Here is a 16789-nt window from a genome sequence, read left to right as displayed (position 1 = left end):
ATCCCAAAAGCCAAACCGGCCCATATCAGCCGCGTCATTCGGCGGCGGATCATCCGTCGCAACATCTTGGGAACACCACCATGGACGCACGCAAACTCGGTTCCACCGGCCCGACGGTTTCGCTGATCGGCCTCGGCTGCATGGGCATGTCCGACTTCTACGGTCCGAGCGACCGCAGCGAGAGCATCGCCACCATACATGCCGCGCTCGAGGCCGGCATCACGCTGCTCGACACCGGCGACTTCTACGGCATGGGCCACAACGAGATGCTGATCGGCGAGGCGCTGAAGGGCCGCAGCCGCGACAATCTCATGATCAGCGTCAAGTTCGGCGCGCTGCGCGATCGCAACTACGGCTTCCTCGGCTATGACTGCCGGCCCAATGCCGTGAAGAATTTCGTCGCCTATTCGCTGCAGCGGCTCGGCGTCGATCACATCGATATCTATCGCCCGGCGCGGCTCGACCCCAACGTGCCGATCGAGGACACGGTCGGCGCGATGGCCGACATGATCAAGGCCGGCTGGATCAGGCATATCGGCCTGTCCGAGGTCGGCTCCGACACCATCCGCCGCGCCCACAAGGCGCATCCGATCGCCGATCTGCAGATCGAGTATTCGCTGATCTCGCGCGGCATCGAGACCGACATCCTGAAGACCTGCCGCGAGCTCGGCATCGGCGTCACCGCCTATGGCGTGCTGGCACGCGGGCTGATCAGCGGGCACTGGTCGAAGAACGAGGCAGGCGAAAAAGATTTCCGCCTGATGAGCCCGCGCTTCCAGGCCGGCAACATCGACACCAACCTTGCGCTCGCCGATCGGCTGCGCGGCATCGCCGCCGAGATCGGCGCCTCGCCGGCGCAGGTCGCGATCGCCTGGTCGCGGCGCAGGGCAAGGACATCGTGCCGCTGGTCGGCGCGCGGCGGCGCGAGCGGCTCACTGAAGCGCTCGGCGCGCTCGATGTGAGATTGACCGCGGCGCATCTCGCCGCACTGGCCGAAGCATTTCCGCCTGGCGCGGCCGCCGGCGGACGCTATCCGGAGGAGCACCTTCGGCACATGGACAGCGAGAAGCCCGCGACTGCGTCCTGACGATCTACCGATGCCCGCTCAGATCGGTGATGAAAGGTGCATCACCATTGAGCGGGTTCTGCGGATCGCGCGCGTAGCGCAGGGTTTCGAACCGCATCGCGCGCGCATCCACCATCAGGAGACGGCCGACCAGGCCCTCGCCGAAGCCGACGATCTCGCGGATCGCCTCCAGCGCCATCATCGACCCCATGAGGCCGGCGAGCGCCCCCATCACGCCGGCCTCGGCGCAGGCCGGCACCGTGCCCGGCGGCGGCGCCTCCGGAAACAGGCAGCGATAGGTCGGGTTGAACACGCCATCCGCATTCTTCTCATGGGCGCGGATCGTGGTCAGCGAACCGTCGAACTGCCCGAGCGCCGCGGTGATCAGCGGCCGCTTCGCGAGGAAGCAGGCATCGGCGACGAGATAGCGGGTTTCGAAATTATCGGAGCCGTCGAGCACGAGATCGTAATTTCCGATCAGCGCCATCGCATTGTCGGCCGTGAGCCGCATTGGATGCGCCTCGAACGCCACATGCGGGTTGAGCGCGTGGATCTGCGCCGCCGCGCTGTCGACCTTGCGCTGGCCGATGTCGGACGTCGTATGGATGATCTGGCGCTGCAAATTGGAGAGCGAGACGATATCGTCATCGATCACGCCGAGCCGGCCGACGCCGGCGGCGGCCAGATACATCAGCACCGGCGCGCCAAGGCCGCCGGCGCCGATCACCAGCACCGACGCCTTTTTCAACGCATTCTGGCCGGGGCCGCCCACCTCGCGCAGCACGATGTGGCGGGCATAGCGTTCGAGTTCGTCGGCACTCAGCATCTTGATGTCCTGCGCGCTGTTCCCTGAACCGGAGCGCGGTTGTTGCCGACCAAGCAGATGTGCTTAATTGCGTGGACGTCAATGGTGTCAGTCATTTCCCCCGGATTTGTCATGAGATTGGTGCATTCGGCAACATTGATGGTCACGGCCATGATGGTCGCAGGTATGGGCGCTGCGCGCGCCCAATTGACGCCGCCGACGACCGCCGGGGCCAAGCCGAAGACGGTGACGACGGTGCCGGTCCGCCCCGCTTTGCAGAAGCCGGAGGATACCGCCAATGCCATGGCGCAGGCCGAGCGGCTGGCGCTGCAATCCGACCTCGCCTGGGTCGGCGAATATAACGGCGCGATCACAGGCGACGTCAGCGAGCGCATGGTCAATGCGATCAAGGAATTCCAGAAGAACCGCGGCGGCAAGCCGACCGGCGTGCTGAACCCGCAGGAGCGCGGCGTGCTCGCCGACACTGCGCGGCGCAAGCAGGAGAGCGTCGGCTGGAGGGTCGTCACCGAGCCTGCCACCGGCGCGCGGCTCGGCGTTCCCACCAAGCTGCTGCCGCAACTCACCAGCGATGCCTCGGGCGCCAAATGGACCTCACCGACCGGCACCGTCCAGGTGCTGCTGACCCGGCGCAAGGAAGCGAGCCCGACCACCGCGAAGCTCGCCGAGCAGGAAAAGAAGGAGCCGGCCGGCCGCACCATCGACTACACCGTGGTGAAGCCGGATTTCTTCGTGCTGTCGGGCATGCAGGGGCTGAAGAAATTTTATCTACGCGGCACCTTGAAGGGCGACGAGGTCCGCATCCTCACCATTCTCTATGATCAGGCGATGCAGACCACCGTCGAGCCGGTGGTGATCGCGATGTCGAGCGCCTTCAACGCATTTCCGTCCGGCGTGCAGGCCGGGCCGCCGCCGCGCAAGACCGTCGAATATGCCACCGGCGTCGTGGTCAGCGACGATGGCGCTGTCATCACCGATCGCGTGGCGACTGACGACTGCATCGCGCTGACGATCCCGGGCTACGGCAGTGCCGACCGGGTCGCCGCGGACAAGGAGCACGATCTCGCCTTGCTGCGCATCTACGGCGCGCGCGGGCTGAAGCCGCTCAACATCGCAGGCCAGGCAACGCAGACCGCGCTCGACATCACCGGCATCGCCGATCCGCAGAACCAGGGTGGCGGCGCGGCCGCGAGCAGCGTCAAGGCCTCGGTTGCGCAACTCGGCGGCGGCGATCAGGCGCTGTCGCCGCCGCCCGCGATCGGATTCTCCGGTGCGGCGGCACTCGACGGCGGCGGCAAATTTGCCGGCATCGCGGTGCTGAAGCCGGTCATCGTTGCAGGCCCGGCCAACGCCGCACCGCCGGCGCAGGCCGCGCTGGTGCCGGCCGGCACGGTGCGGAGCTTCCTGAAGGCGCACGGCGTCGACGCGACGGGCGAATCGGCGGACGCCAAGGCCGCTGTGGTCCGCGTGATCTGCGTCAGGAAGTAGGATGCTGTCATCGCCCGCGAAGGCGGGCGATCCAGTATTCCGGAGACAGTTACGATAGAGCCGAGAAGCCGCGGCGTACTGGATCGCCCGGTCGAGCCGGGCGATGACAATTGTGGATGAGGATGCAGCTTTGTCGGCCTTACTCCAACGCAAACCGCACGCCTGCACGGGCGAGACCGCCGGCGATGCCGACCGGCGTGCCGTCGGCGCGCCAGCAGGCCGCGCCTAACATGGTGCCGTCGGCGTGGAACTGGATCGCGTTCATGCCGCCGGCGACCGTCGGCACGACCTGCACCTTGTGGCCTTTCGCTGACAGCGCCGCGCGGATGGTCTCCGGGACCGCCCGCTCGACCTCGAGCGCATTGCCCTCGGTCCAGACCCGTGGGGCCTCGACCGCCTCTTGCAGGTCCATGCCGTGATCGATCAGGTTGATCAGCGCCTGCATCGCGCTCGGGAAGATGCGCTTTCCGCCGGGCAGGCCGAGCGCGTAAACGAGTTTGCCGTCGCGCAGCGCCATCATCGGCGACATCGAGGTGGTGACGCGCTTGCCTGCGGCGAGCGACAGCGCGTGCCCCGGCCGCGGATCGAACAGGTTCATGTAATTGTTGGGCACAGTGCCGAGGCCCGGGATTAGGATCTTGGCCCCGAACAGATTGTTGATGGTCTGGGTGGTCGCGACCACATTGCCCATCGCATCCGCTGCCGTCATGTGCGTGGTGTGCGCGCTTTCAAGCTGGGTGACGCCGGCGCTCCAGGCCTGCGCGCGGTCGGGATCGATCGCGCGGCGGCGCTCGTCGGCATAGGCCTTCGAGGTCAGCCGCTCCACCGGCACGTTGATATAGGCGGGATCACCGCTCGCGGCCGCGCGATCGGCAAAGGCGATTTTCAGGACCTCGGCGAGATAATGGATCGTCTCGGTCGTGCCGAAGCCGAGGCGCGTGAGGTCGTAGCCTTCGAGGATGTTCAGCATCTGCGTGATGTGCACGCCCGACGCTGCCGGTGGCGGGGGCCCGAGGATTTCCCAGCCGCGGTAGTCGCAGCGGATCGGCTGCCGCTCGACGGTTTTATAAGCCGCGAGATCCTCTTGCGCGACGAAGCCGCCGTTCTTTTTCATGTAGTCGACCAGGATGTCGCCGAGCGGTCCCTGGTAGAGCGCGTTGTCGCCGTGGTCGGCGATGTATTTCAGCGTCTCGGCATATTCGGCCTGCACCACGCGCTCGCCCGGCTTCAGCGGAGTGCCGCCAGGCAGATAGATCGCCGCAATCGGCTTGTCCTTCAGCATCTCCTTGGCGCTGTCGGTAATGCATTCGTGCAAGTACTGTGTCGCCGCGTAGCCGCGCGCGGCATGCTTGATCGCGGGCTGCATCACGTCGGCGAGGCTCATCGTGCCGAAACGGCGCAGCGTTTCGCACCACGCCTTCAGCGAGCCCGGCACCGCGACCGCCTTCGGCCCGTTCAAATTCTCGTTGCCGACGGTGTCGAACACATCGTGCGCCGAACCGGGCTTCGAGGTGTAAGTATCCGGCCGCACCGCCTTCGGCACCGTGCTCTGGCCGTCGATGAAGCGATGGCTGCCGTCGGTGAGGCGGATATGCGCCATGCCGCCGCCGATGATGCCGACCATCATCGGCTCGACCACGGTCAGCGTGAACAGGGTCGCGATCGCCGCATCGATCGCATTGCCGCCGGCAGCCAGCATCTCGGCGCCGGCGCTCGATGCCAGCGGATGATTGCTCACCACCATGCCGCGGCTGCTGGTGGCCGGCTGTTTCTCGCACTGAAAGCTTGTCGCGGCGCGATCGCGCCAGTTGCCGTTCATCGCCATTGTGTTCTCGTTGTTGATGGAGCGATGGGACCCATGTTCTGCGGCCTCGCATCCGCGGTCAAGCCGCCGCGAATTTCCCTACGGCGGCATTCGCAAACGGCGTCACGTCGCCGGGCGATCGCGCAGCCAGGTTTCGCGCGTAACCTTCCACTTCTCCGCTCGAGACTCGCCATTGTGGTGCGGAAGCTCGACGAAGCCGACGATTCGGCTCCGGTCTTCTGCTTGACCCGGCGCGAGGCGACGTTGGACGGCGCGTTGCAGACGTGGAAGTGATCGAGGCCGAGCGTCAGGAAGGCGAAATCATTCACCGCAGCGATCGCCTCGGTCATGAGACCCTGATTCCAGTATGGCTCGGCAAGCCAGAACCCACGATTGCCCTTGCGGCCGTCGGCGCGCGGCCGGAAATTGATGTTGCCGATCGCCTCGCCGTCACCGGCGCGCAGCACCAGCACCCATTGATAGCTCTCCTCGCCCGGCCGCGATCTTGTCCAGCTCGCGCTTGATGAAGCTTTCAGCGCCGTCGTCTGGATAGGGCCACGGCACCACCGTGGCGAGAGTCTTGATCACGTTCCAATTGTTGAAATGACGTTGAATCGCCGCGGCATCCGACAGCGCAAGCGGCCGCAGGATCAGGCGCCGCGTCTCGATGCGTGGCGTCTCGAACATGTTATTTCTGGCACTTCGGGCACCAGAACGTGGAGCGGCCGTTCTGGGTGAAGCGTCTGACGATGCCACCGCAGCCTGACGTGCGACAGGTCTCGCCTTCGCGGTCGTAGACCTGGAACGAATGCTGGAAATAGCCGAGATCGCCGTTGGTCAGCCGATGGTCGCTGATCGAGGAGCCGCCGGCCTTGATCGCCTGGTTGAGCACCGAATGGATCGCATCGACCAGACGTTTGGAATGGTCGGTGGGCTCGGCCTTCTTGGTTGCAAGCGTCGCGGCCAATCGCCGCGGCGACAGATGCGAACGAAACAGCGCCTCGCAGACATAGATGTTGCCAAGTCCCGCCACCACGCGCTGATCGAGCAGCGCGGCCTTCAGGCTGGTCTTCTTGTTGTGGCAGGAGCGCGCCAGCATCGCCGCGTCGAATTCGTTGCCGAGCGGCTCCGGCCCGAGCCCCTTCAACAGCGGTTCATCTTCGATCGCGTTGCGGGCGATGATCTTCATATAGCCGAAGCGCCGCGGATCGTTGAACACGACCGCCGCGCCCGACGACATGTGGAACACGACATGATCGTGCGCGCGATCCTCGCTGCGCGGATAATGAAACTTCCCCGGCGCCGCCGCGCCGTCCTGTTTCAACACGCGGAACGAGCCCGACATGCCCAGATGCATCAGCAGCACGTCGCCGGAGTTCAGGTCCGCCATCAGATATTTGGCACGGCGGCCGAGCCCGGTGATGGTCTGGCCCTCGAGCCGGGCGATAAAGTCTTTTTGAAACGGAAACCGCAAATCCTTGCGGCGGGCCTCGGCCTTGAGGATTTTGGACCCTTCCATGGCCGGTTGCAGGCCGCGGCGGACGGTCTCGACTTCGGGTAATTCCGGCATGGTAGGCATTCACCTTTTGGAAGTGACGTGATAGCGCCATTGCGGCCGCCGCGCTATGGTCCGGCTGGAGCGTTTTCGAGCGAAGCGGGCACCGGTTCGCGTGAAGAAAACGCGACCAAAAAGGTAAGAGTTCTGAGTGATGGATCGGCCGGATCAAACCACCCATTTCGGCTTCAGGGACGTGCCCCTGGGCGAGAAGCAGACGCTGGTGAACGAGGTGTTTCACAGCGTGGCGTCGCGCTACGACCTGATGAACGATCTGATGTCGGTAGGCCTGCACCGGGCCTGGAAGGACATCATGATCACGACACTCGACCCGCCGAAGGGTGACCGGCCGTTCGCGCTGCTCGATGTCGCCGGCGGCACCGGCGATATCGCGTTCCGGGCCGCCAAGACCGCGGGCACCGGCTTCCATGCCACGGTCTGCGACATCAATACCGACATGCTCGCCGTCGGCCGCGAACGCGCAGCCAAGCAGCACCTCGATGACCGCGTGTCGTTCGTCGAGGGCAATGCCGAGGCGTTGGGTTTCGCCGACCGTTCGTTCGACGCCTACACCATCGCGTTCGGCATCCGCAACGTGCCGCAGATCGAGCTCGCGCTGCGCGAAGCCTACCGGGTGCTCAAGCCCGGCAGCCGCTTCCTGTGCCTAGAATTCTCCACCGTCGACGTGCCCGGCCTCGACCGGATCTACGACCTGTTCTCCTTCAAGGTGATCCCGCCGCTCGGCCGCGCCGTCACCGGTGACGCCGAGTCCTATCAATATCTCGTCGAGTCGATCCGCAAATTCCCGCGGCCCAGCGCGTTCGCCGACATGATCGGCGCCGCCGGCTTTTCGCGCGTGAAGTGGCAGAGCCTCTCCGGCGGCATCGTGGCGCTGCATTCGGGCTGGCGTTTGTGATCTCTGCACTGACCCACATTGCGCGCCTTGCCCGCGCCGGTTTCGTGTTTGCGCGCGAGGGCGTGTTCGGCGTCGTCGATCCCGCGCTGGTGCCGCCGCCCGGGCAGCTCGCGCTGAAGCTGGCGCGGCTGATCGAGCGCCGCTCCGCCAAGTCCGGTCCACGGCTGTCGCGCGCGCTGACCCGGCTCGGGCCCGCCTATCTCAAGCTCGGGCAATTCCTCGCCACCCGGCCCGACGTGGTCGGCGTCGCGATGGCGCGCGATCTCGAAGCCCTGCAAGACCGGCTGCCGCCCTTCGCGCAGGAAGAGGCCGAAGCCGTCCTCACGCAATCGCTGGAACGGCCGCTGTCGCAAGCCTTCGTGCATCTGGGTCCGGCGGTTGCCGCGGCCTCGATCGCACAGGTGCACCGCGCCGAGGTCGAGCGCGACGGCGTGCGGCATCAGGTTGCGGTCAAGGTGCTCCGCCCCAATGTCGCCGCGCGCTTCCGCCGTGACCTCAGCGACTTCTTCTTTGTCGCGCACAAGGCGGAAGCACATTCCGCCGAGGCGAGGCGGCTGCGGCTGATCGAGGTCATCAACACGATGTCGCGCTCGGTCGCGATGGAGATGGACCTGCGGCTCGAGGCGGCCGCGCTGTCCGAGATGGCCGAGAACATCCGCGACGATCCGGATTTCCGGGTGCCCGCGGTGGATTGGGATCGCACCGCGCACAGCGTGCTGACGATGGAATGGATCGACGGCATCGCGCTGAACGATCACGCTCGCCTTGCGGAAGCCCAGGTCGACCTGCCGGACCTCGGCCGCAAGGTGATCCAGAGCTTCCTGCGCCACGCGCTGCGCGACGGCTTCTTCCATGCCGACATGCATCCGGGAAATCTGTTCCTCGACGAGGCCGGCCGGCTCGTTGCCGTGGATTTCGGCATCATGGGGCGGCTCGGGCTTAAGGAGCGGCGCTTCCTCGCCGAGATCCTGCTCGGCTTCATCACCCGCGACTATCGCCGCGTCGCCGAGGTGCATTTCGAGGCCGGCTATGTGCCGGGCCACCATTCGGTGGAGAATTTCGCGCAGGCGATCCGCGCCATCGGCGAGCCGATCCACAACCGCACCGCCGAGGAAATCTCGATGGCGAAGCTGTTGACGCTTCTGCTCGAGGTCACCGGCCTGTTCGACATGCAGACGCGGCCCGAACTGATCCTGCTGCAGAAGACCATGGTGGTGGTCGAGGGCGTGGCGCGCGGCTTCGATCCCAAGCTCGACATCTGGAGGATCGCCGACCCCGTGGTGCGCGAATGGATCACGCACAATCTCGGCCCGGCCGGACGCATCCAGGGCGCGATCTCAGGTGTGGGCGAGCTCAGCCGCGTCATCGCCAATTTGCCGTCGATCGCCAGCCGCGCCATGACGGTGCTCGAGCAGCTCGAGACCATGACGCGGGAGGGCCACATGCTGTCGTCGGACTCGATCGACGAAATGGCCCGCGCCGAGGCCCGCAAGGCGCGGGTGCAGACCGTCGGCCTCTGGGTCATTGCCGCCGCCCTGATCGCAATCTTTTTCGCGATCCGCGCGCACTGATTGCAATGCATGCACCATGTGATAGCATCGCTATCATATTTGAGCATGATGCTGAGGGCATGCCATGGCCAGCCTGACCATCCGCAAACTCGACGACGCCTTGAAGGCCTATCTGCGGCTTCGCTCCGCCAAAAACGGCCGCTCCGTCGAGGAGGAGATTCGGGTGATCCTCCGGGACCTCGCAGAGGGCGGTACGGAGCCCACGGAGGCGCCGGGCGCAGGTTCGCTGACGGTTGCGGCCCCTGCGCCACGGGTCGCCAGCGCGGCCGGCGAGCCCCGCGTGACCCTGATCATCGGTGGCGGGATCGCGGCCTACAAGGCGCTGGATTTGATCCGGCGGCTCAAGGAGCGGCACATCCAGGTCCGCTGCGTTCTGACCAAGGCGGCCCAGCAATTCGTGACCCCGCTGGCCGCCAGCGCGCTGTCGCATGAGCGCGTCTACACCGACCTGTTCGACGCCGAGAGCGAGTTCGACGCCGGCCATATCCGCCTGGCGCGGGACTGCAACCTGATCGTGGTGGCGCCGGCGACCGCCGACCTGATGGCCAAGATGGCGCAGGGCCACGCCGACGATCTCGCCACCGCCACGCTGCTCGCGGCCAACCGGCCGATCCTGCTGGCGCCGGCGATGAACCCCTTGATGTGGAACAATCCGGCCACCCGCCGCAACGTGCTGCAGCTGCGCCGCGACGGCGTCCACACCGTTGGCCCCAATGCGGGGGAAATGGCGGAAGCCGGCGAAGCCGGCGTCGGCCGGATGGCCGAGCCGACCGAGATCGCCGCCGCCGCCGACCGCATGCTGCGGCCGCCGCAGCCGCGCCCGCTGGCCGGCAAGCGCGTGCTGATCACCGCCGGCCCGACCCATGAGGCGATCGATCCGGTCCGCTACATCGCCAACCGCTCGTCCGGCAAGCAGGGCTTTGCCATTGCCACCGCGGCGCGCGCCGCCGGCGCCGAGGTGGTGCTGGTGACCGGCCCGGTCGAGCTCGGCGATCCCGCCGGCATCTCCGTCATGCGCGTGGAATCCGCGCGCGACATGCTGCACCGGGTCGAGGCGGCGCTGCCGGTCGACGTCGCGATCTTCGCGGCCGCGGTCGCCGACTGGCGGGTCGCCACCGAAGGCAGCCAGAAACTGAAAAAGGCCGCGGCGGGGATGCCGCCGCTGCAGCTCGTCGAGAACCCCGACATCCTCGCGACGATCTCCAAGCTGAAGGAAAAGCGGCCGCCGCTGGTGATCGGCTTTGCCGCCGAGACCGAGCACCTGATCGAGAACGCCAAGGCGAAGTTCGCGCGCAAGGGCTGCGACTGGATCGTCGCCAACGACGTTTCACCGGCGACCGGCGTGATGGGCGGCGACCGCAACACCGTCCATTTGCTCTCGCGCGAGGGCAAGGACGTCACCGTCGACTCCTGGCCGGTCATGACCAAGGAAGAAGTCGCGAGCGCGCTGGTGTCGCGCATCGCAAGAGCCGTAGGAACCGCATCGTGAGCGCCACCATCAAGGTCGAAGTCCACCAATTGCCGCATGGCGCAGATCTTCTGCTGCCGATCTATCAGACCGCTGATGCCGCCGGGCTAGATCTCTTGGCCGCGGTGCCGCGGTCGGCGCCGCTGCTGCTGCTGCCGGGCCGCTACGAGATGGTTCCGACCGGGCTGACGATCGCGCTGCCACCGGGCTATGAGGCGCAGGTGCGGCCGCGCTCCGGCCTTGCCGCCAAATACGGGGTCACGGTGCTGAACTCGCCCGGCACGATCGACGCCGACTATCGCGGCGAGATCAATGTGCTCCTGATCAATCACGGCCAGGAGGTGTTCTCGATCCGGCGCGGCGAGCGCATCGCGCAGATGGTGATCGCGCCGGTGACCCGGGCCGAGCTGGTTCCGGTCGACGTGCTGTCGTCGACCGATCGCGGCAGCGGCGGCTTCGGCTCGACCGGACGCTAGGACGCGATCGGAGAAGTGTGCGGCCGTCTCCGGCAGATCACGCTTCGGGCGCGCTCCCCGCGTGAATACGGAGTCAATTTGCATAAAATCCACATCGCGCGCCGCATTTTTTCACAGCCGATTCTGCGTTCACGGTCTGGACTCTTACTCGCCGAGTCCGGTTGGGACTATTCTGGATTGATTCGAGCGCGACGGGGGGTCTTCGTCGGGCTGTCGGGTCCTGCTTGGGCATGATCCCCGGACAAACGTCGTACGTTTTCCGTGAGGGAATACCGGTCTCCTGGTTTCCGGATCATGCCTTAAGGTTTGTGCGTTCTGGGGCAACATATGTCGGGCGTAGTCGCGGCAATGCGTCGAACCCTGCTGTCATGCACCTCACTGGCGCGCGACGGCATGCTTGGGCTCGCCATCACCGCATTGCTGCCCGCCCGCGCCTCGTTTGCCGCCGAAAGCCTGGTGACCCAGGCGCTGTCGGATCATTTCGGCTTCAATCATCAGGAGGTCGCGGTTCTCGCGACGTCGTTCGCGCTGGTCGGCTTCTCGGCCGTCGCCGCGATCCTCTTGATGCGCACCCGCCAGCGCGCCACAAGGAACGAGGAACAGCTGCAGTCCGAGATCACGGACCTGCAAGCGCAATCGGACCGGCTGCGGGCGCTGCTGTTCGTCGAACCGCAGGTGCTGATCTCCTGGGCCGCCGGCGACAACCGGCCGCAGATCTCGGGCGACGTCTCGCTGGTGATGTCGCAGGAAAGCGCGCCGCAACGCATCCTCGCCTTCGGAACCTGGCTGCCGCCCGAGCCGGCGCTGCAGATGGACCACGCGGTCGACGCGTTGCGCGAAAAGGGCGAGGCGTTCCTGCTCAACCTCTCGACCTCGGCCGGCCGCGCCATCGAGGCGATGGGCCGCGCGATCGGCGGCCAGGCCATCCTGCGGATCCGCGAGCTCGGCGGCCTGCGCCGCGAACTCGCCGAATCCAACCTGCGCTACAAGACGCTGCAGGAGGAGACCGAGCTGCTGCGCGATTTCGCCGCCGCAGCGCCGTGGCCGATCTGGGCCAAGAGCCTCGAGGGCAATCTGCGCTACGCCAACGCGGCCTATGTCCGCGCCACCGAGGGCAAGAGCGTGTCGGACGCGCTCCAGCGCAACCTCGAACTGCTCGAAAGCGACCAGCGCACCGAATTGACCCGCGCGCTGAACGACAATGCCAATTATGCCGCGCGGCTGCCGATCGTGGTCAGCGGCGAGCGGCGGATCTACGACGTGCAGGCGCTCAAGCTAAGCGGCGGCAGCGCCGGCATCGCGATCGACGCCAGCGAGGCCGCGGCGCTGCGCGCCGCGATCGCGCGGATGGTCGACGCGCACCGGCGCACCCTCGATCAGCTCTCCTCGGGCGTCGCGGTGTTTGATGCCGACCGGCGGCTCACCTTCTACAACGAGTCCTATCGGCGGCTATGGGGCCTCGACCAGGCCTTCCTCGACAGCAATCCCGACGATTCCAGCGTGCTGGACCGGCTGCGCGCCAACCGCAAGCTGCCCGAGCAGCCTGACTTCCGCGCCTGGAAGGCCAAGCTGCACGAGGCCTATCGCGCGGTCGAATCCGAGACCTATACCTGGTTCCTGCCCGACGGCCGCGCCATCAGCGTCGTCACCACGCCGAACCTCGAGGGCGGCGTCACCTATCTGTTCGACAACGTCACCGAGAGCCTCGACCTCGCGCGGCGCTACGACCGCCTGACGCGGGTGCAGCGCGAGACCCTCGACAATCTCGGCGAAGCGGTCGCGGTGTTCGGCAGCAACGGCCGCGCCGAACTGTTCAACCCGCCGTTCGCGAAGATGTGGAAGCTGCCGGCCGACGCGCTGCAGGGCGAACCGCATATCGAGGCGGTGGAAGCGCTGTGCCGGCCGCTGTTCGACGACGCCCTGACCTGGCGGACGCTGCGCGAGCAGATCACCGCGATCGAGAACCGCGCCCAGGTCGCGCTCAAGCTCGAGCGCAAGGACGGCAGCGTGCTGAATTGCATGACGATCCCGCTGCCCGACGGCAAGACCCTGCTCGCCTTCCAGGACATCACCGACACCGAGAATGTCGAGCGGGCGCTGCGCGAGCGCAACGAGGCGCTGGAAGCCGCCGACCAGATGAAGGTGGATTTCGTCCACCACGTCTCCTACGAGCTGCGCGCGCCGCTCACCACCATCATCGGCTTCGCGCATTTCCTCAGCGATCCCTCGACCGGGCCGCTGACGCCGAAGCAGGCCGAATATCTCGACTACGTCACCAAATCGACCAACGCGCTGCTGGCGCTGACCAACAACATTCTCGATCTCGCCACCATCGATGCCGGCGCGATGAAGCTCGAGCTCGGCCCGGTCAATATCGGCCAGGCGATCGAGGCCGCCGCCGAAGGCATCCAGGACCGTCTCGCGACCGACCGCATCACGCTCAAGGTCGATATCGAGCCCAACATCGGCGCCTTCGTCGGCGACGAGCGGCGCGTGGTGCAGGTGCTCTACAATCTGCTCGCCAATGCGGTCGGCTTCTCGCCGCATGACGCCACCGTCGCGATCAGCGCGCACCGCACCGAACACAGCGTGGTGTTTTCGGTGACCGATGCAGGACCCGGCATTCCGGCCGAGATGCGCGACAAGGTGTTCAACTGGTTCGAGAGCCATTCGCACGGCTCACGGCATCGCGGCGCCGGCCTCGGCCTGTCGTTGGTCCGCTCCTTTGTCGAACTGCATGGCGGACGGGTGCGGGTCGATTCGACCGTAGGCCGCGGCACGACCGTGACCTGCGACTTCCCGATCGACCAGACCGCACATCGCAACGCCGCGGAATGACGGCGACCTCGACATTCTCGGTGGCACTCGCGAACGAAACCGCGACGGCCGAGCTGATGGCCGACCTCGCGCTATTGATCGGCGCCGGCGACGTCATCACGCTGTCGGGCGACCTCGGCGCCGGTAAGACCGCGGCGGCCCGCGCGCTGATCCGCTACCTCGCCACCGACGATACGCTGGAAGTGCCGAGCCCGACCTTCACGCTGGCGCAGACTTACGAACTGCCGTCGTTTCCGCTGGTTCATGCCGACCTCTACCGCATCAACGATGCCAGCGAACTCGAGGAGATCGGGCTGTCGCCGCTGCCCGACGACATCGTGGCGCTGATCGAGTGGCCGGAACGCGCGCCGGATGCCATGCCTGCGGATCGCATCGACATCGCGTTCAGCCACCGCCCGGCGCTCGGATCGGCGGCACGCGCCGCCGAGATCACCGGCCATGGCAAAGGCGCGGCGAAGGTTGCGCGGCTCAACGAGCTCCGCCAGTTCCTCGAGCACGGCGGCTTCCTCAACGCCCGGCGCGAGCGCATGCCGGGCGACGCCTCGACGCGCTCCTACGCGCGGCTGCGCAACGACGAGGGCAGCGTCATCCTGATGAACTCGCCGCGCCGCCCCGACGGCCCGGCGATCTACAACGGCCGGTCCTACAGTGCAGCGGTGCATCTCGCCGAAGACGTCAGGCCGTTCGTCGCCATCGGAAACGGCCTGCGCAAGCACGGCTTCTCCGCACCGGCGATCCGTCACACCGATCTCGAATCCGGCTTCCTGATCACCGAGGATCTCGGCGCCGAAGGCGTGATCGAGGGCGATCCGCCGCAGCCGATCGCCGAACGTTACGAGGCCGCCGTCGACATGCTGGCGGCGCTGCATCGCGAGGTGCTGCCCGAGACGCTGCCGGTGACACCAGACGAGAGCTACGACATCCCCGTGTTCGATATCGACGCCTGGCTGATCGAGATCGGGCTGATGCTGGAATGGTACCTGCCCGACCGCGGCGTGCAGCCGGACGAGGAGCTCCGCACCGACTTCCTCGGGATGTGGCGCGGCCTCTTGCAGAAGCCCGCCGCGGCGCCGCAGACCTGGGTGATCCGCGACTTCCATTCGCCGAACATCATCTGGCTTGCCGAGCGCACCGGCATCCTGCGCGTCGGCATCATCGACTTCCAGGACGCGCTGCTCGGCCCCGCTGCCTATGACGTGGTGTCGCTGCTGCAGGATGCGCGGATCGACGTGCCCGAGCAACTCGAACTGTCGCTCTTGACCCGCTACATCAAGGCGCGGCGCGCCACCGACGAGAACTTCGATCCCGCCGGCTTCGCCGAGCTGTATGCGATCATGTCGGCGCAGCGGAACACCCGCCTGCTCGGCACCTTTGCGCGGCTCAACCGCCGCGACGGCAAGCCGCAATATCTCAAGCACCAGCCGCGGATCTGGACCTACCTCGAGCGGTCGCTGGCCCATCCGGCACTAGCCACCTTCCGCATCTGGTACACAGCGAACGTCCCTCCCCCAGTACCGTAGTTTACGGGTTATTAGCCTTGGGTCTCCTAAGGTCGCGGAAGCCGCATATCATCCAGGGCGCGGCCGATCGGGAGCGGGACCACACAATGGGGACGGAACGACGCAAGGGCGATCGTGTCACGTTTGAGCGCGGCATAGCGGCGCACATGATGGGCATCGACGGCACCTGGCGGCGCGACTGCACCATGGAAGACGTGTCGGAGACGGGCGCCAAGCTCTCCGTCGACGGCTCGGTCGAGGGCCTGAACCTGAAGGAGTTTTTTCTGCTGCTGTCGTCCACAGGATTGGCCTATCGCCGCTGCGAACTGGCGTGGGTCAACGGCGACCAGATCGGCGTCAACTTCCTTAAACAAGGCGACAAGAAGAAGAAAACTGCCAGACGCGGCGCGCAGGCTGCCGACGTCTAGGCTATCGCCGCCATTGCCGTCTTACGGCCGTCATGTCCTGTGACTATGGCGTCTGATCGATGCGCTTGCCGAATCGCCGTGATATGATCGGCGCCGAGAGATGATGACCGAGAACATCAGGAAAATGCCCGTCACTCCCCACAAGGCTATGGTGCTCGCTGCGGGCCTCGGCGTGCGCATGCGCCCCCTGACCGACACGATGCCGAAGCCGCTGGTGAGCGTCGCCGGCCAGCCGCTGCTCGACCATGTGCTCGACAAGCTCGCCGGCGCCGGCGTCAGCGAAGCGGTCGTGAACGTGCATTATCTGCCCGACCAGATCATCGAGCACGTCAAGACCCGCAGCCGCCCGCATGTGATCATCTCCGACGAGCGCGACCAGGTGCTCGGCACCGGCGGCGCGGTGGTGAAGGCGCTGCCGCTGCTCGGCGATGCGCCGTTCTTCCATCTCAACGCCGACACGATGTGGATCGACGGCGTGCGTTCCAATCTGGCGCGGCTGGCGGAAGCCTTCGACCCGGCGCGGATGGATATTCTGCTGCTGATGGCGCCGACCGCCTCGAGCATCGGCTATAGCGGCCGCGGCGACTATTCGATGTTGCCGGACGGCGCGCTGCGCAAGCGCCGGGAAAACCAGGTGGTGCCGTTCGTCTATGCCGGCGCCGCGATCATGTCGCCTGCGCTGTTCGCCGATGCCCCTGCCGGCGAGTTCTCGCTGACCAAGATGTTCGACCGCGCCAACGAGCAGGAGCGGCTGTTCGGCCTGCGCCTCGACGGCGTCTGGATGCATGTCGGAACCCCCGACGCGATCCTGGCCGCGGAAGAAGCTTTCCTGGAAAGCGTCGCGTAAGCGACGCTGC

The 16789-nt window shown here is 66.5% G+C and carries 14 protein-coding genes and 1 pseudogene; 10 read left to right on the top strand and 5 right to left on the bottom strand.

Annotated features, from left to right (window positions below; genetic code table 11):
• Positions 1 to 80: 80 nt before the first annotated feature.
• A pseudogene (locus BraRD5C2_RS22615) lies at positions 81 to 1087 on the top strand (aldo/keto reductase).
• A gap of 4 nt (positions 1088 to 1091) precedes the next feature.
• Here the strand turns inward: BraRD5C2_RS22615 and BraRD5C2_RS22610 are convergent.
• On the bottom strand, positions 1092 to 1892 hold the full coding sequence (locus BraRD5C2_RS22610; protein WP_223971572.1) for a HesA/MoeB/ThiF family protein: 801 nt from the start codon (positions 1890 to 1892) through the stop codon (positions 1092 to 1094).
• 111 nt (positions 1893 to 2003) lie between these two features.
• On the opposite strand from BraRD5C2_RS22610, the gene BraRD5C2_RS22605 reads away from it, so the two are divergent.
• On the top strand, positions 2004 to 3377 hold the full coding sequence (locus BraRD5C2_RS22605; protein ID WP_374708033.1) for a serine protease: 1374 nt from the start codon (positions 2004 to 2006) through the stop codon (positions 3375 to 3377).
• 139 nt (positions 3378 to 3516) lie between these two features.
• On the opposite strand, the gene ggt is transcribed toward BraRD5C2_RS22605, so the two are convergent.
• From ggt to mutM, 4 genes are read right to left on the bottom strand one after another with little or no spacing between them, the layout of a single operon-like run.
• Entirely contained in the window at positions 3517 to 5196 is a 1680-nt protein-coding gene (ggt, locus tag BraRD5C2_RS22600) for a gamma-glutamyltransferase (RefSeq protein ID WP_223972533.1), read from the bottom strand.
• A complete protein-coding gene (locus tag BraRD5C2_RS39545; protein ID WP_308444449.1) occupies positions 5193 to 5654 on the bottom strand; it encodes a GNAT family N-acetyltransferase in 462 nt (153 codons plus the stop codon). Before BraRD5C2_RS39545 ends, ggt begins: the two co-directional genes overlap by 4 nt.
• Complete coding sequence (locus BraRD5C2_RS39540; protein ID WP_308444448.1) at positions 5632 to 5868, bottom strand: GNAT family N-acetyltransferase; 237 nt, start codon at positions 5866 to 5868, stop codon at positions 5632 to 5634. Before BraRD5C2_RS39540 ends, BraRD5C2_RS39545 begins: the two co-directional genes overlap by 23 nt.
• Before the next feature lies 1 nt (position 5869).
• A complete protein-coding gene (gene mutM, locus BraRD5C2_RS22590) occupies positions 5870 to 6751 on the bottom strand; it encodes a bifunctional DNA-formamidopyrimidine glycosylase/DNA-(apurinic or apyrimidinic site) lyase (RefSeq protein ID WP_223971570.1) in 882 nt (293 codons plus the stop codon).
• A gap of 139 nt (positions 6752 to 6890) precedes the next feature.
• On the opposite strand from mutM, the gene ubiE reads away from it, so the two are divergent.
• The 8 genes from ubiE to BraRD5C2_RS22550 all read left to right on the top strand — a co-directional run bounded on the left by ubiE (position 6891) and on the right by BraRD5C2_RS22550 (position 16779).
• Positions 6891 to 7652 (top strand): bifunctional demethylmenaquinone methyltransferase/2-methoxy-6-polyprenyl-1,4-benzoquinol methylase UbiE, encoded by a 762-nt coding sequence (ubiE, locus tag BraRD5C2_RS22585; RefSeq protein ID WP_223971567.1) that lies wholly within the window; start codon positions 6891 to 6893, stop codon positions 7650 to 7652.
• A complete protein-coding gene (ubiB, locus tag BraRD5C2_RS22580; protein WP_223971564.1) occupies positions 7649 to 9223 on the top strand; it encodes a 2-polyprenylphenol 6-hydroxylase in 1575 nt (524 codons plus the stop codon). The genes ubiE and ubiB overlap by 4 nt, the downstream gene beginning before the upstream one ends.
• A 64-nt stretch (positions 9224 to 9287) precedes the next feature.
• Positions 9288 to 10712 carry a bifunctional phosphopantothenoylcysteine decarboxylase/phosphopantothenate--cysteine ligase CoaBC gene (gene coaBC, locus BraRD5C2_RS22575; protein WP_223971562.1) on the top strand — a complete coding sequence of 475 codons (1425 nt, stop codon included), beginning with the start codon at positions 9288 to 9290 and terminating at the stop codon, positions 10710 to 10712.
• Positions 10709 to 11167 (top strand): dUTP diphosphatase, encoded by a 459-nt coding sequence (gene dut, locus BraRD5C2_RS22570; protein ID WP_173639734.1) that lies wholly within the window; start codon positions 10709 to 10711, stop codon positions 11165 to 11167. Before coaBC ends, dut begins: the two co-directional genes overlap by 4 nt.
• A gap of 327 nt (positions 11168 to 11494) precedes the next feature.
• A complete protein-coding gene (locus BraRD5C2_RS22565) occupies positions 11495 to 14005 on the top strand; it encodes a sensor histidine kinase (protein ID WP_223971559.1) in 2511 nt (836 codons plus the stop codon).
• Positions 14002 to 15525, top strand: coding sequence for a tRNA (adenosine(37)-N6)-threonylcarbamoyltransferase complex ATPase subunit type 1 TsaE (gene tsaE / locus BraRD5C2_RS22560; RefSeq protein ID WP_223971557.1), 1524 nt, complete (start codon positions 14002 to 14004; stop codon positions 15523 to 15525). The genes BraRD5C2_RS22565 and tsaE overlap by 4 nt, the downstream gene beginning before the upstream one ends.
• Before the next feature lie 86 nt (positions 15526 to 15611).
• Positions 15612 to 15932 (top strand): PilZ domain-containing protein, encoded by a 321-nt coding sequence (locus tag BraRD5C2_RS22555; RefSeq protein ID WP_092120760.1) that lies wholly within the window; start codon positions 15612 to 15614, stop codon positions 15930 to 15932.
• 124 nt (positions 15933 to 16056) lie between these two features.
• A complete protein-coding gene (locus tag BraRD5C2_RS22550; RefSeq protein ID WP_223971555.1) occupies positions 16057 to 16779 on the top strand; it encodes a nucleotidyltransferase family protein in 723 nt (240 codons plus the stop codon).
• The last annotated feature ends 10 nt before the right edge of the window (positions 16780 to 16789 follow it).

The organism is Bradyrhizobium sp. RD5-C2, assembly GCF_019972155.1.
Lineage (GTDB): Bacteria > Pseudomonadota > Alphaproteobacteria > Rhizobiales > Xanthobacteraceae > Bradyrhizobium.
Note: the sequence above shows the minus strand (reverse complement) of the source record. Positions and strands in the feature narration are given on the sequence as shown.

Coding starts and splice junctions, on each gene's coding strand:
- BraRD5C2_RS22610 (WP_223971572.1), bottom strand. CDS start 1,892: ATGCTGAGTGCCGACGAACTCGAACGCTATGCCCGCCACATCGTGCTG.
- BraRD5C2_RS22605 (WP_374708033.1), top strand. CDS start 2,004: ATGAGATTGGTGCATTCGGCAACATTGATGGTCACGGCCATGATGGTC.
- ggt (WP_223972533.1), bottom strand. CDS start 5,196: ATGAACGGCAACTGGCGCGATCGCGCCGCGACAAGCTTTCAGTGCGAG.
- BraRD5C2_RS39540 (WP_308444448.1), bottom strand. CDS start 5,868: ATGTTCGAGACGCCACGCATCGAGACGCGGCGCCTGATCCTGCGGCCG.
- mutM (WP_223971570.1), bottom strand. CDS start 6,751: ATGCCGGAATTACCCGAAGTCGAGACCGTCCGCCGCGGCCTGCAACCG.
- ubiE (WP_223971567.1), top strand. CDS start 6,891: ATGGATCGGCCGGATCAAACCACCCATTTCGGCTTCAGGGACGTGCCC.
- coaBC (WP_223971562.1), top strand. CDS start 9,288: ATGGCCAGCCTGACCATCCGCAAACTCGACGACGCCTTGAAGGCCTAT.
- BraRD5C2_RS22565 (WP_223971559.1), top strand. CDS start 11,495: ATGTCGGGCGTAGTCGCGGCAATGCGTCGAACCCTGCTGTCATGCACC.
- tsaE (WP_223971557.1), top strand. CDS start 14,002: ATGACGGCGACCTCGACATTCTCGGTGGCACTCGCGAACGAAACCGCG.
- BraRD5C2_RS22555 (WP_092120760.1), top strand. CDS start 15,612: ATGGGGACGGAACGACGCAAGGGCGATCGTGTCACGTTTGAGCGCGGC.
- BraRD5C2_RS22550 (WP_223971555.1), top strand. CDS start 16,057: ATGCCCGTCACTCCCCACAAGGCTATGGTGCTCGCTGCGGGCCTCGGC.